Origin of the sequence: Sphaerisporangium fuscum, from assembly GCF_018531465.1 — a bacterium.
Lineage (GTDB): Bacteria > Actinomycetota > Actinomycetes > Streptosporangiales > Streptosporangiaceae > Sphaerisporangium > Sphaerisporangium fuscum.
Window position 1 is genome coordinate 243,831 of the sequence record NZ_JAHDTF010000004.1, and the last position, 20,475, is coordinate 264,305.

A 20,475-nucleotide genomic window follows, 5' to 3' on the forward strand; every position below is an offset into this window, starting at 1 on the left:
TATCCATGTCGATCCGACACGGCCTGCTCGCCCTGCTGACGCAGGGGCCGAGGTACGGCTACCAGTTGCGCGCGGAGTTCGAGACGTCGACGGGGGCGACCTGGCCCCTCAACATCGGCCAGGTCTACACGACGCTCTCCCGGATGGAGCGCGACGGGCTGGTGGACCCCGGGGAGCAGGACGACCAGGGCCGCGTGGTGTACGCCATCACCGGCAAGGGCCGGTCGGAGCTGGAGCGGTGGTTCGGCACCCCCATCGCGCAGGCCGACCGGCCCCGCGACGAGCTGGTGATCAAGCTCGCCATGGCCGTCACCGCCCCCGGGGTCGACGTCCGCCAGGTCGTCCAGACCCAGCGCACCGCCACCATGCGCACTCTGCAGGAGCTCACCCGCGCCAAGCGCGCCGAGACGGGGGCCGCCCAGCGGCTCGTGCTCGATTCCATGATCTTCCAGGCCGAGGCCGAGCAGCGCTGGCTCGACCACTGCGAGGCCGTCATCGCCACTTCCCAGGAGACCACGAAATGACGACTGAACCGGTCCTCCGGTTAGCCGCCGTGAGCCGCGTCCACGGCGCGGGCCCGCAGGCCGTACCCGCCCTCCGGGAGGTGAGCCTGGAGGTCGCGGCCGGAGAGCTGGTCGCGGTGATGGGGCCCTCCGGGTCGGGCAAGTCCACTCTGCTCAACCTCGCGGGCGGACTCGACCGGCCCACCTCCGGGACGGTCGCCGTCGAGGGCGTCGACCTCGCCACCCTGCCGGCCGGGCGACTCGCGGCGAGCCGCCGCCGGCACGTCGGCTACGTCTTCCAGGACCTCAACCTGATCCCGTCCCTGACCGCCGCCGAGAACGTCATGCTGCCGCGCGAGCTCGACGGCGTACGGACCCGGGAGGCGCGGCGTGAGGCCGTGGCCGCCCTGGGAGAGGTGGGGATGGGCGAGATCGCCGACCGCTTCCCGGACGAGATCTCCGGCGGGCAGCGGCAGCGGGTGGCCATCGCCCGCGCGCTGGTGGGGGAGCGGCGCCTGCTGCTGGCCGACGAGCCGACCGGCGCCCTCGACTCCGCGACCGGCGAGGACGTCCTGGCGTTGCTCCGCGCCCGCTGCGACGCGGGGGCGGCGGTGCTGCTGGTGACCCACGAGCCCCGCCTGGCCGCCTGGGCCGACCGGGTCGTCTTCCTGCGCGACGGCGAGATCGTCGACAGCACGGGCGGCGGGCCGGTGGCGGCCGCGAGCGGCCGGATCCGCGAGGCCGGAGAATGAGCCGGCCGAGCTCCCGGGCGGCGGGGCGCGCAGGCGGCGGGCTCAGCGCCTTCCGTGCCGCCCTGCGCATCTCCCGCCGCGACGCCTGGCGCGCCAAGGGCAGGAGCGCCCTGGTGCTCGTCATGATCGGCCTCCCGGTGCTGGTCATCACGGCCCTGGTCACGCTGATCAACACGTTCGACCTCACTCCGGCCGAATCCCTGAGCCGCGAGCTCGGCACCGCCGACGCCCGCCTCATCGTCCCTTCCGGTCCGAGGCGAGCCGTCGGGCAGGACCCCGGGGGGATCAATTGGGAAACGAAGCACAAAGCTCCTCCCTTGGCAGGGACGCCGTGGAGCACCGCCGAGATCGTGCGTCTGCTGCCCCCGGGCAGCCGGGCCATCCCCATATGGACCGGCTCCCGCTCCTACTCCGGCAAGTGGCTCAACCCCACGCCGGTGACGGAGCTGGACGTGCGCGACCCCCTGACGCGAGGCATGATCTACCTCAGGCGGGGCCGTCTCCCGAAGACCCCTGACGAGGTGCTCGTGTCGGGATGGCTCGCCCGGCACGGAGTCGGCGTCGGCGCGACGCTGTCGCTCTCCCCGTCCCCCGTGGCCTACCGCGTGGTGGGCGTGGCCGACGACCTGAACCGCCTCAACCGTGACCTGGTGATCGCCCTTCCCGACGAACGGGCGGACCGGACGGCCACCCAGTGGCTCGTCGACACCCCGGCGCCTCTCACCTGGGCCGATCTCGATCGGCTGAACGCCCAGGGGGTGGTAATGCGGTCACGGAGCATCATCTCCGGGCAGCCCTATCCGCACTCCAGGCTTGACAACTACGTGTGGAGGAAGCCGAGTGACCAGCTCGTCGTCAGCGGCCTTCTCGTCACGATGATCGTCCTGGAGGTCGTCCTGCTCGCCGGCCCGGCGTTCGCCGTGGGGCTGCGGCGGCGCCGGCGCGAACTGGCGCTGATCGGCGCGCAGGGCGCCTCCGCACGCCACCTGCGCTCGATCGTCCTCGCGGACGGCCTGGTGCTGGGCGGTTGCGCGGTGGTCCTCGGTGTGGTGGGGGGCCTCGCCGCCGCCTGGGCGGCCGTCCCGCCGGTGGAGGCCTACAACGGCTCGGTGGCCGGCCCGTACGACGTGCCGGTCCCGGAGGTCGCCGCCGTCGCGTGCCTCGGGTTGCTGAGCGCGGTGCTGGCGGCGGTCGTACCGGCCCTGCAGGCCGGTCGCACCGATCTGGTACGCGCCCTGGCCGGGCTGCGTGGCGAGCCGAAGCCGCGGCGGGGGTGGCCGCTCGCCGGTCTCGCGCTGCTCGTCCTCGGGATCGCCCTGATCACGATCCGGCGCTGGGCCGGCCCTCCGTTGCGCTGGCGCCTGGACACCAACGTCGCTCTGACCGGCGGACTGCTGCTGGAGATGCTGGGGGTCGTCCTCCTGACCCCGTGGCTGATAGGAGTCGCCGGGGGCCTCGTCGCCCGGCTGCCGCTGCCCTTCCGGCTGGCCGCTCGGGACGCCACTCGCAACCGGGGCCGTACCGCACCCGCCGTCGCCGCCGTGAGCGCGACGGTGGCCGCCCTGATGATGATGCTGATCATCTGGCACAGCGGGGACGCGCGAGCGGCGGCCGGCTATCGGCCGTCGGAGGCGTACGGAGCGCTCACCGTCGACGCGTCTCGTGCTCTGGACCAGAATCAGGCGGCCCGGCTGCGGGGGGTCGTCCAGCCGGAGCTTCCGGGCGTGCCGCTGACGGAGGTGTACCGGCCGGCCTATCCCGGGGGCGACAGGTACAGCGTCCAGATGCGATCGGCGACATGCCGTCAGAAACCGCATTCCGACTCCTGTGAGCGGGAGATGTGGACCGGCGTTCTCAACGACATACAGATGGGAGGGCCCGACCTTCTGCGTTACCTGACCGGTCGCGATGACTCCGCGGCCGCGGCGGCGCTGGCGGCAGGCAAGGCGGTGGTCTTCCTTCCGGACGTGGTGACGGGGGGCAGAGCGACGCTCACCATCACCGGCAACGAGGCCAAGGACCGCGTGGTGGACGTTCCCGCGATCGAGACGAGCCCGGCGCGGCCCGACACCGTCGGCGCTCTGCTGCCGATGCGGCTCGCCACCGATCTGGGGTTGAAGCCCCAGCTGTACCGCCTCGTCGTGGACCCGGAACGCCACACGGTGACGCCGGCCGAGGAGGAGCGGGTCGCCGACGCGCTCCAGACGATGGCTCCCGACGTCGGTGTCCAGGTGGAGCGGGGGTACCGCAGCGTCTATCCGCTCGTGGAGCTGTTCGTCACCGTGGGGGCGATCCTGCTCGCCCTCGGCGGCACGTTCGCCGCCACCGGGCTGGCCGTGGCCGACGCCAGGCCCGACATGTCGACCCTCGGAGCGGTCGGCGCGGCACCTGGGGTGCGGCGGCTGGTGACTTTCGGCCAGGCGTGGTTCATCGCCGGGATCGGCGTGGCGACGGGGATCGTCGCCGGGTTCGTCCCCGGCGCCTCCGAGGCCCTCGCGTCGTCGCAGCGTGTACCGGGCCCATGGACACCTGAGGGGGTTTCCACGCCGGTGCTCGTCGTTCCCTGGGCGACCGTGGTGCTGCTCGTCGTGGTGTTCCCGCTGGTGGCGGGGCTGGTGGCCGCCCTGTTCGCGCGGACGAGGATCACGCTGGCGCGTCGGATGACGTGACCTGGGGCGGTACGACCTCGGCCAGGCGCTCGGCGGTCAGGTCGTACTTCAGGGTCATGAGGATGCCGAGCAGGATGATCGCGGCCGGGATGACCGTCTCGGCCACGACCACCGCGGTCAGGGCGCTGCCCGGCTGGGTGACCGGGTGCTCGGGGTCGGAGGAGAGGAACCCTCCGATGCCGAGCACCGCCCCGACGATCAGCGCGCCGAGCGCGCTCACCGCGTTCTCGGCGGCCGTCCACAGGCCGGTGAACACCCCGCCGCGGCGCCTGCCGCTCAGGGCGGACTCGTAGGCGATCACGTCGGCCAGCATGGAGAACTGCAGGAGCTGGAGCCCGGCGTAGCCGATGCCGACCACCACGACCATCAGATGGGCGTACAGCGCGCCGAGGAACGGCGTCAGCGCCGCCAGCAGCGCGCCGCCGAGGAAGAGCACGCCCGACAGGATCATGGCGCCGCGCTTGTCCATCTTGCGGGCCAGCCACACCCACAGGGGCATCGTGACCAGCAGGGGCCCCACCAGCGCGGCGAACAGTGTGCTGGTCGCGCCGGGGTCGCCCAGGGTGTAGGCGGCGAAGTACGGGGCCCCGGCGAGCATCGCGCCCGCGGCGAGGGTCTGCGCGCTGGACAGGCCGAGCAACCACATGAACGGACGGCTGTTCCGGGCGGAGGCCAGTTGTGTCCGCAGGCTCGCCTCCGGCTCGGTGACGCCCGTGAGCGGCGCGCGGGCCGTACCCCAGAACGTGCCGAGCATGGCCGCGAGCAGGATGGCCGCGAAGACGAAGCCCATCAGGCGGTAGCCCTCGAGGGAGTGGGCCGCCATGGCGGGGGCGAGGATCCCGCTCAGCGCCACCGCCATCGCCACGAAGATCATGCGCCACTGGAGCAGCGAGGTCCGTTCGTGGTAGTCGTCGGTCATCTCGGCGGGCATCGCCTTGTACGGCACCTCGTACAGCGCGAAACCGGTCGCGGCGACGAGGAAGAAGAGCCCGACGAACAGGGCGGCGGGCGTGCCGGTCAGCGGCGGGCCGACGAAGGTCAGCGCGTAGGCGACGGGCAGGATGGCGGCGCCGGCGAGCAGCCAGGGGCGGCGGGGTCCCCAGCGGGAGACCGTGCGGTCCGACCACTGGCCGACCAGCGGGTTGAGGACGAGATCCCATGCTTTGGGCGCGAACACCACCACGCCGGCCAGCCACGCGGGCACCGCGAGGATGTTGGTCATGTAGAACAACAGCAGCAGGCCGGGGACGGTGTTGAACGTCGCCGCGCAGAACGAGCCCACTCCGTAGCCGAGGCGCACGCTTCGCGGGACGGTCCGGCCGGACGCCGCCGTGCTCTCAGGGATCATGGCGTCATTACAGTCCAGCAAGCGCTTGGCCGCCAGTGAATCAGCCAACCTGTGATCAGGCACTGAAGTGATGGGGCGGCGAGCGCCACCCCATCGGCGGCCCACGCCGTTCGCCAGCGGGCGCGCCGGCGTGCGTGAGCGGGCTTTCCGGGCCGGTGCTTCACAGCGGCCGCGTGCAGGTTCGCCGAGGGCGTGAGCGGACCTCGGGCCGGTGCTTCACAGCGGCCGCGAGCGGGCGCGCCGGCGTGCGTGACGACCCTTCGTGCCCCGGCGGCTCACGCCGTCCGGGGCACGTGCTTCCCGGAATCCGCTTTCCCGACGGGTGAGCCGGGATCAGCAGTCGGAGACGTCCGCGCACACGACGTGCGCGCCCAGCTCGATCATGCGGCGTTCGGTGTGGGCGTCCGCCACCCGCGCCATGAGCACCGGAGCGCCGCTCGCCGCGAGCTGCGGCAGCCGGGCCCGCACCAGGCGGTGCAGGTCGCGCACGATGTCCTCGGCGGCCCGCATGTGCACCTTGACGTGCAGCATGATGCCGGTGGACCCGGAGACCGTGCGGGCCTCGGAGATCCACACGTGGTGCACCAGCGGGAAGTCGCGGAGCAGCTCGGAGATCGCCACGCGCAGCGCGGGGAGAATCGGATGCTCGCAGCGCTTGTAGCCGGGATCCACCTGTTGCATGGGGCCCGAGAGGTGGGGCCTCGGCGCGGGGATCCACGGTCGCGGCGGCGCCTCGGCGCTGCTCGGCACGGGGGCGGTCAGCGTCTCGTTCCGCCCGAAGGCCGGCGTGCTCGGCGCCGAGGGCTGGCGCGAGACGGTCGCCATGGCCCCGGTGGCGTAGGCCGTGGGCAGTGCGCTCGACAGGGCGGGCGCCTGCGTGGGGCCGCTCCGGGTGGCGGCGAGGTAACGCTGGAGGTCCTCGATCGGAATGGCGGCCGCAGCCGGCCCAGCCGCGTCTATGACGATCTCCCGCACACCGGTGACGCGCTGGATGTCGAGGATGGTGTCGGCGTCGCAGGCCGACAGGGAGTGGTTGCCACGGTGCCGCGCGTAGGTGTCCTGGCCGGTGTAACCAAGGAGCACGCGTTCACCGGTCTGCGTCGTGCCGAGCACGACGGAGCGGTCCGGTCGCACGGCCACCAGGATGCCCCACTCGGCCAGTGCCGCCAGAAGACGGTGCGGGCTGCCGTGCTGCGCGAGCACTGCTCCGAGAGCGGGGTTCCCGATGCTCATACGACAAACGATAGGTAGTGGGACACAGCCAGTGAGCCTAATCGTCAAGAAATGTTGCAATCAATACCAAGATGGCGGTCTACGCGTGGAATGAGCCCCAGGTGGGTAGGCCGCCTCCGTCTCGCATGCCGGACGCTCGTGAGTGCTTTCACAAGCACGGATAGACTCGAACCTTGTCCGTGCATCCGCACTTCCCAAAGGACCCACCAGTGAACAAGCCCGTCGTCCTGGTCGCAGAGGAGCTCTCCGAAGCCGGTCTCGCCGTGCTCGGGGCGGACTTCGAGGTCCGTCACACCGACGGCGCCGACCGCGCGCAGTTCCTGCCCGCTCTCGCCGAGGTGGACGCGCTCATCGTGCGCAGTGCCACCCAGGTGGATGCCGAGGCGCTGTCCCACGCGCCCCGCCTACGCGTCGTCGCGCGAGCCGGGGTCGGCCTGGACAACGTCGACGTCGAAGCCGCCACCAAGGCCGGTGTCATGGTCGTCAACGCGCCGACCTCCAACATCACCAGCGCCGCCGAGCACACGGTCGCCCTGATCCTGGCCAGCGCCCGCAACGTCGCCCAGGGCCACGCCGCGCTGAAGGGCGGGGAGTGGAAGCGCTCGAAGTACACCGGTGTCGAGCTCGACGAGAAGGTCGTCGGCATCCTCGGACTCGGCCGCATCGGGCAACTGGTCGCGCAGCGCCTCGCCCCGTTCGGCGTCGAGCTGATCGCCTACGACCCCTACCTGCAGCCGGCCCGCGCCGCGCAGATGGGCGTCCGCCTGGTCAGCCTCGAGGAGCTGCTCAAGCAGGCCGACTTCATCACGGTGCACCTGCCGAAGTCCAAGGAGACCATCGGGCTCATCGGTGACAAGGAGCTGCACACCGTCAAGCCGTCGGTCCGCATCGTCAACGTCGCCCGTGGCGGCATCGTCGACGAGAACGCCCTCTACTCCGCGCTGAAGGAGGGCAGGGTCGCGGGCGCCGGCATCGACGTGTTCTCCAAGGAGCCCTGCACCGACAGCCCGCTGTTCGAGCTCGACAACGTCGTCGTCACCCCGCACCTCGGCGCCTCCACCCACGAGGCGCAGGAGAAGGCCGGCACCCAGGTGGCGCGCAGCGTCAAGCTGGCGCTCGCCGGTGAGTTCGTGCCGGACGCCGTGAACGTCCAGGGCGGCGCCGTCGCCGAGGACGTCAAGCCGGGCCTGCCGCTCGCCGAGAAGCTCGGCCGGGTCTTCACCGCCCTCGCGGGCGAGGTGGCCACCCGCCTCGACGTCGAGATCCGCGGCGAGATCGCCTCCCAGGACGTCCGCGTGCTGGAGCTCGCCGCCCTCAAGGGCGTGTTCACCGACGTCGTCGAGGACTCGGTGACGTACGTCAACGCCCCGCTCCTGGCCAAGGACCGCGGCGTCACGGTCGAGCTGGTCACCAGCGACGAGAGCCCCGACTGGCGCAACGTCGTCACCGTCCGGGGCGTGCTCGCCGACGGCCGTACGGTGTCGGTGTCCGGCACGCTGTCCGGCCCGCGCCAGATCACCAAGATCGTCGAGGTCAACGGCTTCCAGATGGAGATCGAGCCGACCGACCACCTGGCGTTCCTGACCTACGCCGACCGGCCCGGCATCGTCGGCATCGTGGGCAAGATCCTCGGCGAGCGCCAGGTGAACATCGCCTCGATGCAGGTGGCCCGCGACGCCAAGGGCGGCAAGGCCCTCATCGCGCTCACCGTCGACTCCGCCATCCCCGCCGAGGTCCTCGACCAGATCGTCCAGGAGATCGGCGCCGAGGGCGGCCGCGCCGTCGACCTCGGCGACTGACCCGCGCGAAGACCGCCGCCTAAAGGGGCGCCCCTCGCCGCCGAGCGTAGCGAGGCCATGAGCACGGGCGCGGCGATCGAAGGCGTCTCACCTGGTGAGCCGACAAGTACACATAGATCGAGAAAGGCCCATCGCGTACCGGCGATGGGCCTTTCTCGTCTCACGATGTGAGATATTAGGTCGTCCTACAAGACAGGGGTGCTACCGGCAGGTAACGTGAATGGTGATGACGCGCCAGGTTCTCGTACTCATTACCTGCCGCGGCGGGGCCTGATCAGGGCAGGCCGACGACCCGCCGCGGTGAGTGGCGTACGTCGGCCCTCAGACCCGTCCCGGTCCGTGACCCGGACCCGGGGCAGACCCCGGTCCGGATTCGCGACCGGAATCCGCGTTCCCCGTCCCATCGCGTGCGCCGCGTGCACGCTCTCAGCGAATGAGACCTGCCATGTATGACATGTACCCCTGGAACCGCCCGGCCGAAGAGCACCACCACGAGGACGACACCCCGAACCCCGTCCAGGCCGCCCTGGACCTACGCGACAACGGCGGCGAACCGACCCGCTGACGGTTCCGTCGGCGGGCGATCGTTCCGTCTTGAGGCGATCGCCGGCCGAGCAGCCGCGTCAAAGCAGGCCGTGGTAGAGCCTCAGGGCGTCGTCGAGCGCGTCCATCTCCTGGTCGTCCAGGATCCCGATCCACTGCGTCAGCTTGGTGATGTCGACCGCGAGCATCTGTTCCAGAAGGATTCTGCACTTACGACCTTCGATCTCCGCCTCTGGTCGCGTCAGACTCGCGCGCGCCGACGTGGAGGTGGGCGCGACCGTCACGACTGAGCCGATGAAGCTGGTCGCGGTCACGACGACAGCATATCGACGACCTTGCTGCAGGTGATCACGAGAGTTCGCGGGAAGCGTGACCAGGAAGATCGAGCCCTTACGAAGCAAGGTATCGCGCCCACTCCCGGATCTTGGCAGCCTCCTCGCGTTCCTCGGGATCGTTCGCGATCTCCTGGGACTCTCGGCGCATCCGCTCCTGCATGGTGGTGAACCAGGCCAGGTGGATGGCCTTGCGAATTACTTCCGAAGGAGACTCGCCAAGCTCCTCGGCGACCTGTTCCAGTTCCTTGCGTGTCTTCTCGTCCACACGAACAGTGACGGTCTTCTTCTCCATGTGACGAGTGTAACGCGTTTCGTCTTACGGGCCTCGAAGCGAAGTCCGACCGTTGGCCGGCATAGGTCCGCAACGGTTGCGGGACCGGCGCCGCTCCCGGTGGGGGCGCCGGGAGCGGTGGGTCAGTTCTTCGCGGTCAGGGACAGGGCCAGGGCGCCGTACAGGGGGGCGTCGTCGACGAATCTCGCGGCGGTGATCTCGGGCGGGAACGGGACGGCGCGGCGGATCTCGGCCGTCAGGCGGGGCAGGATGTGCCCGGACGCGCCCATGAGCCCGCCGCCGATCACCACGCACTGCGGGTCCAGGACGACGCACACGTTCGCCACCGCCATGGCCAGGGTCTCCACCGCGTCGTCCAGCAGAGCCCGGACCTCGGGGTCGCGGTCCTCCTCGAAAAGGGCGGCGGCGCTGACCGGCCTGCCCAGCAGGGCCGACCCGCGCTGGGCCAGGGCGTGCCCGGAGACGACCTCCTCCAGCGGCGCGTGCCCGTCGGCGAAGGCCGGTTCCCCCGCCTTGGCCAGCAGGTAGCCGATCTCGCCCGCCGCCCCGTGGGCGCCGGGCACCACCTTGCCGTCCGCCACGAGCGCCGCAGCGAGGCCCGTGCCGAGGTTCAGGTAGAGCCCGGTGCCGACCCCGCGCAGGGCGCCCCAGCGCAGTTCGGCGGCGGCGGCCGCGTTGACGTCGTTGTCGATGGCGACCGGCGTGTCACCGAACTCCTCCCGCAGCAGCCGGGGCAGTTCCAGCCCCTCCCAGCCCGGCACCGTCGGCGCCAGCCGCACCGTCTCGCCCCGCACCACGCCGAACGTGGAGACCCCGACGGCCTGGAGCGTTCCCGGAGAACCCGTGAGGTCGCGCGCGGCGTCCAGTGACCGTCTCAGGACCTGCTGGGCCCCTTCGCCGCCCCGGGTGGGCAGCCGCAGCTTGCGCAGCGGCCGGTCGACGCTGTCGGCCGCCGCCGTGGCGAGGGCGACCTTGGTGCCGCCGAAGTCGATGCCGAGCACGATCCGGGTCACGAGGCGCTTCCACGACGGGCCAGGGAGTCGATCGCCACGGCGAGGGCGAGGACGGCCGCGGTCACCATGAAGCGGACCGAGGAGTCGACGTTCAGCAGGAGCATCCCGTTGGTGATCGACTGGATCACCAGGATGCCGAGCAGCGCGGCGTACGTCCGCCCGCGCCCGCCGAACAGGGACGTCCCGCCGATGACCGCCGCCGCGATGGCCATGAGCAGCATGTCGCTGCCGCCCGAGCTCTGGTTCACCGCCGACAGGCGGCTGGCGGCGAGGATGCCGCCGAACGCGGCCAGGCTGGAGGACAGCACGAAGGCCAGCACCCGGATGCGCGTCACCCCGATGCCCGCGCGCCGGGCCGCCTCGGCGTTGCCGCCCACGGCGTACATCCAGCGTCCGAACGCGGTGTGACGCAGCACGAGGTCGAAGACCACGACCAGGGTGCCGAAGACGACGAGCAGCAGCGGCACTCCCCGGTCGGCCTGCAGGACGGCCACGGCGCCCGCCAGCACGATCGCCAGGCCCGCCGTCTTGACCACCGGCCAGTAGAGCGGGGTCACCGGCAGGTCCGCCGCCAGCCGCAGCGTGCGGCCGAGCAGCAGCGAGCCGCCGTACGCGGCCACCAGCAGCACCACGATCGCCCAGGCGAGCCAGGGCGGGAGCCAGGTGTCGCTGAGCTTGGCGACGAAGCCGTCGAAGGGAAGGTTGATCGTGCCGCCCTGGCCCAGCAGGTACAGCAGCAACCCCTGCCAGCCGATCAGCCCGGCCAGCGTCACCACGAACGACGGCATGCGCACCCGCGTGAACAGCAGGCCGTGCAGCAGCCCGATCGCCGCGCCCGCCGCCACCGCGACCAGTACGGAGAGCAGAGGGTTCCAGCCGTGCCGCACGTTGAGGATGGTCATCACGACGGCGCACAGGCCGCTGACCGATCCGGCGGCCAGGTCGATCTCGCCGAGGAGCAGCACCATGATGATGCCGAGCGAGATGGTGCCGGTCGCCGCCATCTGCAGGGCCAGGTTGGTGAGGTTCTCCGGCGACAGGAAGTGCTCGTTGAGCGACCCGAACACGATCGCGATCGCGATCAGGCCGCCGACCACGGGCCAGGCGCCGAGGTCGCCGCGCCGCAGCCGTTCGACGGCCTCCCTGGGGCTGTACGGCTTGCGGACGGGATCAGCGGGACGGTTCACGGCGGTGGCGCTCATGCGGCGGCTCCGGTGATGGCGGCCACGATCGACTCCTGGGAGGCCTCGGCGGTGCGGAACTCGCCCGCGTTGCGGCCGAGGCGCAGGACGACGACCCGGTCGCTGACGGCCCGCACGTCGGCCAGGTTGTGGGAGATGAGCAGGACGGCCAGCCCTCGCTCGCGCAGCCGCCGGATCAGGTCGAGGACCTGGGCCGTCTGCTCGACGCCGAGGGCGGCGGTGGGCTCGTCGAGGATGACGAGCCGGGGCTCGCCGATCAGGGCCCGGGCGATGGCGACCGACTGCCGCTGGCCGCCCGAGAGCATGGCGACCGGCACGCGGATGTCGCGGATGCGCACGTCGAGCTGGCCGAGCAGGTCGCGGGTCGCCCGTTCCATCCTGATGTGGTCCAGCACCGACCAGCGGCGCCGTTCGGAGCCGAGGAACAGGTTCGCGACGACGTCGAGGTTCTCGCACAGGGCGAGGTCCTGGTAGACGGTCGAGATGCCGAGGGCCTGCGCGTCGTGCGGGTTGCCGATCCGGACGGGACGGTCGTCGACGGTGATCTCCCCGCTGTCGGGGGAGACGGCGCCCGCGATGGTCTTGATGAGGGTCGACTTGCCGGCGCCGTTGTCGCCGACCAGGGCCACGACCTCGCCGGGACGCAGGTCCAGGCTCACGCCTTCGAGGGCCTGGACCGCGCCGTACCGCTTGGAGATGTCCTTCGCGCGGATCATCTAGCTGATGCCCGCCTTGGCGCACGCGGCCGCGGCCTCGCCCTTGCAGATGTCGGCCGCCTTGTAGAAGCCGTCCTTCACGATGGTGTCCTTGACCTTGTCCTTGGTGACCGCGATGGGGTCGAGGAGGAAGGACGGGATGGCGGCGGTGCCGTTGTTCACCGTGGTCGGCGCCGCGGGCTTGTCGCCCTTGCTCACCGCGACGGCGAGTTCGGCCGACTTCTCCGCCTCGCTCCTGATGTCGAGGTAGATGGTCATGTACTGCTCTCCGGTGAGGATGCGCTGCACGGCGGCGAGCTCGGCGTCCTGCCCGGTGATCGGCAGGAGGGGGGCGTAGCCGGCGCGCTTCATCGCGGCGATCGCGCCGCTCGCCATGCCGTCGTTGGCCGACAGCACGCCGACGATGTTCTCGCGGCCGAGCGCGGTGACGGCCTGCTCCATCTCCTGCTGTGCCTTGTCGGGGCTCCAGTCGGGGGTGTCGAACTCCCGGCCGATCTTGACCTTGCCGTCGAGGACGTTGTGGGCGCCCTTCTTGTAGTCGGCGGAGCTGGGGTCGGTGGGCGAGCCGTTGAGCATCACGACCTGGCCCTTGGACGTGGTGCCCTTGGCGTTCAGCGCGTCCAGCAGCGCCTGGCCCTGCATCTCGCCGACCCGGACGTTGTTGAACGAGACGAAGTAGTCGTAGCCGATGCCGGAGATCAGCCGGTCGTAGGCGATGACGGGGATCTTCTTCTGCTTGGCCTGGTTGACCAGCGGCGCCACGGCGGCGGCGTCCACCGCGTCGAGCACGAGCACGTCGGCGCCCTGGGTGAGGGCCGCCTCGATCTGCTGCTGTTGCTTGACGGCGTCCTGGTCGGCGTTGGAATAGAGCAGTTTGCAGTCGGCGCACAGGGCCTTGAGCTTGGCCTCGAACAGCGGCCGGTCGAAGGCCTCGTACCGGGTGGTCTTGGTCTCGGGCAGCAGGAGGGCGATCGTCTTCCCGCCACCGCTGCTCTTCGTCGTGGTGCTCGTGCCGTTGGAGCCACCGCAACCGGTGGCCAGGACGGCTATGGCAAAGGGGATCGCGAACCATTTCGCCCGCATGCTCGCCTCTCGGAGGTCGTGGAGGTACTTGGCAGCATGCTGAACCGGGGCGTCCCTATTTGGCAAGGTCTCTAACGAAGTTGCCCGCCGCCGCCCCGGGCCGCCGAGCGGAGCGAGGCAGGAAAGCACCGTGTACGGTGTGCCAATCTGGGGGTGTGGTGAGCATCGGCGGTACGGCCAGCACGACAGCGGTGCTGCGCGTCATGAACGAGCGGGCGGTCTTCGCCGAGATCTTCCGGCTGGGGAAGGTCTCGCGGCCCGAGCTGGCCCAGGCGACGGGACTGTCCAAACCGACCATTTCCATGGCCCTGGCCGACCTCGAACGCGCCCGTCTCGTGCGCCCGGTCGGCCTGCGCACCGGCAACGCCGGGCGTGCCGCGCTGCTGTACGAGATCCGTCCCCAGGCCGGCTGGGTGCTCGCCGTCGACGTGGGCCGGGAGTTCGTACGGCTGGCGCTCACCGACCTCGTCGGCGACATCGCCGCCCGCAGAGACGAGCACCGCCGGGGCGGCGAGACGCCCGACGAGCTGGTCGCGTGGCTCGGCGGGCTGGCCCGCGGGCTGGCCGAGGAGGCCGGGGTGACGGTCGGCGACATCACCCTGACCGTCTACGGCACTCCCGGCATCCACGACAAGGAGACCAGCTCCCTGCAGCTCGCCCCCAACCTCCCCGGCTGGGAGCGGCCCGGGGCCGTCGAACTGCTGGCCGGCGTCGCCGCCGACGCGCCGTACTTCGTCGAGAACGACGTCGACCTCGCCGCCGTCGGCGAGGGCGCCTACGGCCTCGGCCAGGGCATCGACCACTTCGCCCTGGTGTGGATCGGCACGGGCATCGGCATGGGCGTGGTCATCGACGGCAAGCTGTACCGCGGCGCCCAGGGCGCGGCCGGCGAGATCTCCTACATGCCGGTGGGCGAGGGCGACCCGCTCGTCAATCGGGGCCGGGGCATGCTGGAGTCGGTGGCCTCCGCCGACGGCGTCGTCGCGCTCGCCGGCCGGCTCGGCATGCGCGGCGTGAGCAGCGCCAAGGAGGTCTTCGACGCCGCCCGCGACGGGGACGACGTGGCCGCCAAGGTCGTGGCCGCCGAGGCCGACCACATCGCCCACGCCCTCGCCGGCGTCATCGCCGTGCTCGACCCCGAGCTGGTCGTGCTGGGCGGCGGCATCGGCGTCCAGGCGGGCGACCTGCTCATCGGGCCCGTCACCGAGTGCCTCCGCGACCTGGTCGCCCTGCGCGTGCCGATGATCAAGACCTCCACTCTCGGCAGCGACGCCGTGCTGCTCGGCGCGATGGCCGTGGGCCTCGCCACGGCCCGTGACCTGGTCTTCGAGCGCGCCGTCGCCCAGGCGCCGCCCGCGTGACGCTCACAGATATGTCCCGACTGGTGAGATGTCGTGTTCGAGCACCGAGACGGAACGGTAAGGTACGTGCATGCGGGATTCTCACAACATCCGTCTCGCCGTCATCCCGGGAGACGGCATCGGCAGCGAAGTGGTCGCCGAGGGCCTGAAGGTCCTCGACGCGGTCGGCCTGAAGGTGGAGAGCACCACCTACGACCTCGGCGCGCGCCGCTACCACGCCACCGGTGAGATCCTCGCCGACGAGACCCTCGCGGAGCTGCGCGGGTACGACGCGATCCTGCTCGGCGCCATCGGCGACCCCAGCGTGCCGCCCGGCGTGCTCGAGCGCGACCTGCTGCTCAAGCTCCGCTTCGAGCTCGACCACTACGTCAACCTGCGCCCGGTCAAGCTCTTCCCCGGCGTTGAGACCCCGCTGGCGAGCGCCCGCCCCGAGGACATCGACATGATCGTCGTCCGCGAGGGCACCGAGGGGCTGTACGCCGGCACCGGCGGCGCCATGCGCCGCGGCACCTCCCACGAGATCGCCACCCAGGAGAGCCTCAACACGGCGTACGGCGTCGAGCGCGTCGTCCGCTACGCCTTCGACAAGGCCATGGCCCGCCCCCGCAAGAAGCTCACCCTGGTCCACAAGACCAACGTGCTCACCTATGCCGGCGACCTGTGGGCGCGCGTCGTCGAGCGCGTCTCCGCCGAGTACCCCGAGGTCACCACCGACTACTGCCACGTCGACGCGGCCTCGATGTTCTTCGTCACCCAGCCCCAGCGGTTCGACGTGGTCGTCACCGACAACCTCTTCGGTGACATCCTCACCGACCTCGGCGCGGCCGTCGCGGGCGGCATCGGCCTGGCCGCCAGCGGCAACATCAACCCCTCGCGTCCGGGGTCGTCGTCCTGGGCGCCCAGCATGTTCGAGCCCGTCCACGGCAGCGCCCCCGACATCGCGGGCCAGGGCAAGGCCGACCCGACGGCCACGATCCTGTCGGTCGCCATGCTGCTCGACCACCTCGGCCTCACGAGTGAGGCGGCCCGCGTCGAGCAGGCCGTCGCCGACGACCTCGTCGAGCGCCAGACCGCCTGGGCGGCTCGCACCACCCTCGAAGCCGGCGACGACATCGCCGCTCGAGTAGCCGGCTGAGGGGCTGCCCGACGCCGACCGACGCGCATGGTGGCCCCGCTGCGGGCCGCCGTGCGCGTTTTCGCGTATTCCAGGCCCGGGACGGGGCACACAGGCGGGGACGGCCGCGGGGGCACCACGACGCCACACTCCCGTATGTCCAGTTGATGCAGTAGTTTCCCGTTACCCGGTCCGTCGCAGAATGGATGCAGGCGCGACCACAGAGAAGAGAAGGATCTTCGACATGACCACCGCTCAGCAGCTCAGCTTCGACGTGCAGCATTCCGACGCCGCTCGTACTCCGGCCGAGCGCGAGCGGGTGCTGGCGGCCCCCGGCTTCGGGCAGACGTTCACCGATCACATGATCTCGATCGACTACACCGAGGGACGTGGCTGGCACGACGCCCGCCTCATGCCGTACGGACCGCTCACGCTCGACCCCGCGACGTCGGTCTTCCACTACGCGCAGGAGCTGTTCGAAGGGCTCAAGGCCTACCGGCAGGCGGGCGGCACCATCGCCACCTTCCGGCCGTACGCCAACGCGGCGCGCTTCAACCAGTCCGCACGGCGCATGGCCATGCCCGAGCTGCCGGAGGACGCCTTCGTCGAGTCGCTGGAGCTCCTCGTCCAGACCGACCGCGACTGGGTGCCCACGACCGAGGGGCACAGCCTCTACCTGCGGCCCTTCATGATCGCCACGCAGCCCGCGCTCGGGGTCAACTACCCCTCGAAGACCTTCAAGTACATGGTCATCGCCTCGCCCGCCGCGGCGTACTTCAGCGGCGGCGTCAAGCCGGTGTCGGTCTGGCTGTCCCAGGAGTACACCCGGGCCGCGCCCGGCGGCACGGGCTTCGCCAAGTGCGGCGGCAACTACGCCGCGGCCTTCGTCGCCCAGCGGCAGGCCGTCGAGCAGGGCTGTGACCAGGTGGTCTGGCTCGACGCGTTCGAGCACCGCTACGTCGAGGAGATGGGCGGCATGAACCTCTTCTTCGTCTTCGGCGACCGCCTCGTCACCCCCGACCTCACCGGCACGCTCCTGCCCGGCGTCACCCGCGACTCGATCCTCACGATGGCCGCCGACCTCGGCCTCACCGCCGAGGAGCGCAAGATCTCCACCGACGAGTGGCGCGAGGGCTGCGAGTCCGGCGAGCTCACCGAGGTCTTCGCCTGCGGCACCGCCGCCGTCATCACCCCCGTGGGCTCGGTCAAGGGCGCCGAGGGCGGCTGGACCGTCGGCGACGGCACCCCCGGCAAGCTCACCCTCCAGCTGCGCGAGGAGCTCACCGGCATCCAGTACGGCACCCGCCCCGACCCCCACAACTGGGTCCACAAGATCTGCTGAACCCCGCACCGGACGCGGAGCCCTCACCGGAGGGCTCCGCGTCCTCGGCTTCCCGGTGCCGACGGTGTGGTTCCACGGCTCGGGGAGCGGCGAAGAGTCACGGCCCGCCTGGAAATCGTCAATGCTTGCGGATGAAGGTGAGGCCGTCGGCGATGGGCAGGAGGGTGCTCGTCACGCGCGGGTCGCCGTACACCAGGTCGTTGAACTCGCGCATGGCGGCGGCGTCGCCGTCGGTGTAGTCGGCCACCGTGCCGCGGCGCAGCGTGTTGTCCACGAGGATGACGCCGCCGGGGGCCAGGCGTGACATGACCGCCTCGTAGTACACCGGGTAGCCCGGCTTGTCGGCGTCGATGAACGCCAGGTCGATCTCGGGCCGCAGGGGGAACTCCCGCAGGGTCTCGGCCGCGGGGCCGAGCCGCAGTTCGACGCGGTCGGCGACGCGGGCCTTCTCCCAGTACTTGCGGGCGATGGACGTCCACTCGTCGCTGACGTCGAAGCAGGTCAGCCTGCCGTCCTCGGGCAGGCCCCGGGCGATGCAGATCGAGGAGTACCCGGTGAACGTGCCGACCTCCACGGCGTTCCGGGCCCCGCAGATCTGGGTGATCATGGTCAGGAAGGTGCCCTGCTCGGGGGAGATCTGCATGCCCGAATCGTCGCCGGTCGCGGTCAGCGTCTCCTCGGCCAGTTCCTTCAGGACCTGGTCCGGCGGAGTGGTGTGGCCGACCAGGTACTCGGCGACGGCAGGGGTGATGAACGAGAAAGCCTTCATGGGCGCCATTCTCACCGCTGCCGGGGCGGCGCACCGCCAGGCCGGGCGGGTGGCGGGCCAGGTGTCGTCCCGGATCGTGAGATCAATGTGCCACATGGTGGCGAGATGTGGCAGACTGCCATGCACCATGTTCTACGGTCTGCTCATTATCAGCAGGCGCGCCGGCTGAAAAAGGGACACCGCCGGCGCGCAGACCTCTCACGTCCGTGAGGGGTCTTTTTGTTTGGGCCGGGTTCGGGCCCGAGGGCGGAAACCGCGCGAGGCGAACCACACACATCCTCGAAGGAGACGAAACCATGGCCGACGACCGGTTCCACGTGTACGACACGACGCTGCGCGACGGCGCCCAACAGGAGGGCCTGTCCCTCACTGTCGCCGACAAGCTCGCCATCGCGCGCCACCTGGACGACCTGGGCGTCGGCTTCATCGAAGGGGGCTGGCCGGGCGCCAACCCCAAGGACACAGAGTTCTTCAGGCGGGCCCGGACCGAGCTCGACCTGAAGCACGCGCAGCTCGCCGCGTTCGGCGCGACCCGCCGGGCCGGTGTGAAGGCAGCCGACGACCCTCTGGTGGCCGCACTGCGCGAATCCGGCGCGCCGGTCGTGACCCTTGTCGCCAAGAGTCACGACCGGCACGTGGAGCTGGCCCTCCGTACGACTCTCCAGGAGAACCTCGCGATGATCCGCGACACGGTTTCTCACCTTCGTGCGGAGGGACAGCGAGTCTTCCTCGACGCCGAGCACTTCTTCGACGGTTACAAGTCCAACCCAGCGTACGCGCTGGAGGTGCTGCGCACGGCCGCCGAGGCCGGGGCGTCGGTGATCGCCCTGTGCGACACCAACGGCGGCATGCTGCCCGACGAGCTGGCCGAGGTGGTGCACGAGGCCGTCGGCACCGGCGCCCGCATCGGCATCCACTGCCACGACGACACCGGCTGCGCCGTCGCCAACTCCCTGGCCGCCGTGAAGGCGGGCGCCACCCACGTGCAGGGATGCGCCAACGGGTACGGCGAGCGCTCCGGCAACGCCAACCTCTTCACGGTCGTGGCGAACCTCCAGCTCAAGAGGGGCTTCGACCTGGTGCCGTCCCAGTCGCTGGCCGACATGACCCGTATCGCCCACGCCATCACCGAGGTCACCAACGTCACGCCGAACTCCCACCAGCCGTACGTCGGGGTGTCGGCGTTCGCCCACAAGGCCGGCCTGCACGCCAGCGCGATCAAGGTCGACCCGAACCTCTACCAGCACATCGACCCCGCCCAGGTGGGCAACGACATGCGCATGCTCGTCTCCGACATGGCGGGCCGGGCCTCGGTCGAGCTGAAGGGCAAGGCGCTGGGGTACGACCTGACGCCCGAGCAGTCCCGCCACCTGGTCGAGCGGGTCAAGGACCTGGAGTCCCGCGGGCACACCTTCGAGGCCGCCGACGCCTCCTTCGAGCTGCTGCTGCGCGACACCGTGGCGGGGGAGCGCCGCCGCTACTTCTTGGTGGAGTCCTGGCGCGTGATCGTCGAGCGCAGGCCGGGTGGCGACGTCGTCAGCGAGGCCACGGTCAAGCTGCACGCCAAGGGTGAGCGCATCGTCGCCACCGGCGAGGGCAACGGCCCGGTCAACGCCCTCGACCGCGCCGTACGGCTCGCCCTGGAGCGGCTGTACCCCGAGCTCGCCGAGGTGGAGCTGATCGACTTCAAGGTCCGCATCCTCGAGGGCACCCACGGCACCGACGCCGTCACCCGCGTGCTGATCACCTCCAGCGACGCGACCGGCGAGTGGGCCACGGTGGGTGTCGACGAGAACATCATCGAGGCCTCCTGGCAGGCCCTCGAGCAGGCGGTCACCTACAGTCTCCTGCGGGCCGGCCACAGCGCCTGAGCGGTCAGGCGCCGGGTTTGATCTCCGTGCCCTGGGCGGAGACCAGACGCCAGCTTCCATTCGAGCACGGCGCGAACACGTGCGTGTAGCGGCTCCCGGCGGCGAAGGCCTCGCCGTCGGGACCGGTGAAGTTCATGGCGGTCCGTCCGACGACGATCCCGACCTCGCCGAAGAGCCGCACGACGGCCTCGTCCGGGAACGACTCCACCTCGGGGAAGCTGAGGTCGCCGGAGGCCACCAGGCCGAGCAGGTCGGCCTTGCCGGCGACGGCGCCGTCGCCGACGGCGACCAGGACGAAGTCGTCGGCCAGCAGGTCGCCGAGCGCGGCGGCGTCACCGGCGACCAGGGCGTCGAAGAAGCGGCGGTCGTGGTCGAGCAGTGTCGCGCGGACGTCCGCGGTGGCGGTGGTCATGGGGTCCCCCGTTACGAGATCCGACAGGTCGGGGACGAGGCTAAACCTTGACGTCGGCGGCAATGTCAACACATGGCGGCCGGCGGTGCCGCGGATCCTGGGCGCCCAGGCGGGTCGC

General features: G+C 71.0%; 18 protein-coding genes. 8 read left to right on the top strand and 10 right to left on the bottom strand.

Going from position 1 to position 20,475, the window contains the following annotated elements:
- Positions 1-5 precede the first annotated feature (5 nt).
- Genes KIK05_RS06100 through KIK05_RS06110 form a run of 3 tightly spaced genes read left to right on the top strand, consistent with a single transcriptional unit; the run spans position 6 to position 3,924 of the window.
- A complete protein-coding gene (locus KIK05_RS06100; RefSeq protein ID WP_214409560.1) occupies positions 6-524 on the top strand; it encodes a PadR family transcriptional regulator in 519 nt (172 codons plus the stop codon).
- Complete coding sequence (locus KIK05_RS06105; RefSeq protein ID WP_214409561.1) at positions 521-1,255, top strand: ABC transporter ATP-binding protein; 735 nt, start codon at positions 521-523, stop codon at positions 1,253-1,255. Before KIK05_RS06100 ends, KIK05_RS06105 begins: the two co-directional genes overlap by 4 nt.
- Positions 1,252-3,924 (top strand): ABC transporter permease, encoded by a 2,673-nt coding sequence (locus KIK05_RS06110; protein ID WP_214409562.1) that lies wholly within the window; start codon positions 1,252-1,254, stop codon positions 3,922-3,924. The genes KIK05_RS06105 and KIK05_RS06110 overlap by 4 nt, the downstream gene beginning before the upstream one ends.
- Here KIK05_RS06110 and KIK05_RS06115 read toward each other — a convergent pair.
- A complete protein-coding gene (locus tag KIK05_RS06115; protein WP_214409563.1) occupies positions 3,899-5,272 on the bottom strand; it encodes an MFS transporter in 1,374 nt (457 codons plus the stop codon). The genes KIK05_RS06110 and KIK05_RS06115 overlap by 26 nt on opposite strands.
- 333 nt (positions 5,273-5,605) lie before the next feature.
- The gene (locus KIK05_RS06120) at positions 5,606-6,505 is read right to left on the bottom strand and encodes an RAD23 family protein (RefSeq protein WP_214409564.1); all 900 of its coding nucleotides are present in this window, start codon (positions 6,503-6,505) and stop codon (positions 5,606-5,608) included.
- Between the two features lie 209 nt (positions 6,506-6,714).
- Here KIK05_RS06120 and serA point away from each other — a divergent pair, with 209 nt between their 5' ends.
- Entirely contained in the window at positions 6,715-8,304 is a 1,590-nt protein-coding gene (gene serA, locus KIK05_RS06125; RefSeq protein ID WP_214409565.1) for a phosphoglycerate dehydrogenase, read from the top strand.
- Between the two features lie 623 nt (positions 8,305-8,927).
- On the opposite strand, the gene KIK05_RS06130 is transcribed toward serA, so the two are convergent.
- The 6 genes from KIK05_RS06130 to KIK05_RS06155 form a co-directional block, all read right to left on the bottom strand.
- The gene (locus KIK05_RS06130; protein WP_214409566.1) at positions 8,928-9,248 is read right to left on the bottom strand and encodes a type II toxin-antitoxin system PemK/MazF family toxin; all 321 of its coding nucleotides are present in this window, start codon (positions 9,246-9,248) and stop codon (positions 8,928-8,930) included.
- Entirely contained in the window at positions 9,238-9,474 is a 237-nt protein-coding gene (locus KIK05_RS06135) for a ribbon-helix-helix protein, CopG family (RefSeq protein WP_214409567.1), read from the bottom strand. Before KIK05_RS06135 ends, KIK05_RS06130 begins: the two co-directional genes overlap by 11 nt.
- Before the next feature lie 122 nt (positions 9,475-9,596).
- Entirely contained in the window at positions 9,597-10,487 is an 891-nt protein-coding gene (locus tag KIK05_RS06140) for an ROK family protein (RefSeq protein ID WP_214409568.1), read from the bottom strand.
- Entirely contained in the window at positions 10,484-11,689 is a 1,206-nt protein-coding gene (locus KIK05_RS06145) for a sugar ABC transporter permease (protein WP_214409569.1), read from the bottom strand. The genes KIK05_RS06140 and KIK05_RS06145 overlap by 4 nt, the downstream gene beginning before the upstream one ends.
- A complete protein-coding gene (locus KIK05_RS06150) occupies positions 11,686-12,405 on the bottom strand; it encodes an ATP-binding cassette domain-containing protein (protein WP_214409570.1) in 720 nt (239 codons plus the stop codon). The genes KIK05_RS06145 and KIK05_RS06150 overlap by 4 nt, the downstream gene beginning before the upstream one ends.
- On the bottom strand, positions 12,406-13,488 hold the full coding sequence (locus tag KIK05_RS06155; protein WP_214409571.1) for a sugar ABC transporter substrate-binding protein: 1,083 nt from the start codon (positions 13,486-13,488) through the stop codon (positions 12,406-12,408).
- A 428-nt stretch (positions 13,489-13,916) separates the two neighbouring features.
- Here KIK05_RS06155 and KIK05_RS06160 point away from each other — a divergent pair, with 428 nt between their 5' ends.
- The 3 genes from KIK05_RS06160 (at position 13,917) to KIK05_RS06170 (ending at position 17,305) form a co-directional block, all read left to right on the top strand.
- Positions 13,917-14,849: an ROK family protein gene (locus KIK05_RS06160; RefSeq protein ID WP_372455572.1), complete on the top strand. Its 933-nt coding sequence runs from the start codon at positions 13,917-13,919 to the stop codon at positions 14,847-14,849.
- 70 nt (positions 14,850-14,919) lie between these two features.
- Positions 14,920-15,984 carry a 3-isopropylmalate dehydrogenase gene (locus KIK05_RS06165; protein ID WP_214409573.1) on the top strand — a complete coding sequence of 355 codons (1,065 nt, stop codon included), beginning with the start codon at positions 14,920-14,922 and terminating at the stop codon, positions 15,982-15,984.
- A 223-nt stretch (positions 15,985-16,207) separates the two neighbouring features.
- Positions 16,208-17,305, top strand: coding sequence for a branched-chain amino acid aminotransferase (locus KIK05_RS06170; protein ID WP_214409574.1), 1,098 nt, complete (start codon positions 16,208-16,210; stop codon positions 17,303-17,305).
- Positions 17,306-17,423: 118 nt separating this feature from the next.
- Here the strand turns inward: KIK05_RS06170 and KIK05_RS06175 are convergent, their stop codons facing one another.
- Positions 17,424-18,074, bottom strand: a complete 651-nt coding sequence (locus tag KIK05_RS06175; RefSeq protein ID WP_214409575.1) for an O-methyltransferase — start codon at positions 18,072-18,074, stop codon at positions 17,424-17,426.
- Positions 18,075-18,370: 296 nt separating this feature from the next.
- Between KIK05_RS06175 and cimA the strand changes: the two genes are divergently transcribed.
- Positions 18,371-19,945: a citramalate synthase gene (gene cimA, locus KIK05_RS06180; RefSeq protein WP_214409576.1), complete on the top strand. Its 1,575-nt coding sequence runs from the start codon at positions 18,371-18,373 to the stop codon at positions 19,943-19,945.
- Between the two features lie 4 nt (positions 19,946-19,949).
- Here the strand turns inward: cimA and KIK05_RS06185 are convergent, their stop codons facing one another.
- Positions 19,950-20,357 carry a YybH family protein gene (locus KIK05_RS06185; protein ID WP_214409577.1) on the bottom strand — a complete coding sequence of 136 codons (408 nt, stop codon included), beginning with the start codon at positions 20,355-20,357 and terminating at the stop codon, positions 19,950-19,952.
- Between the last annotated feature and the right edge of the window lie 118 nt (positions 20,358-20,475).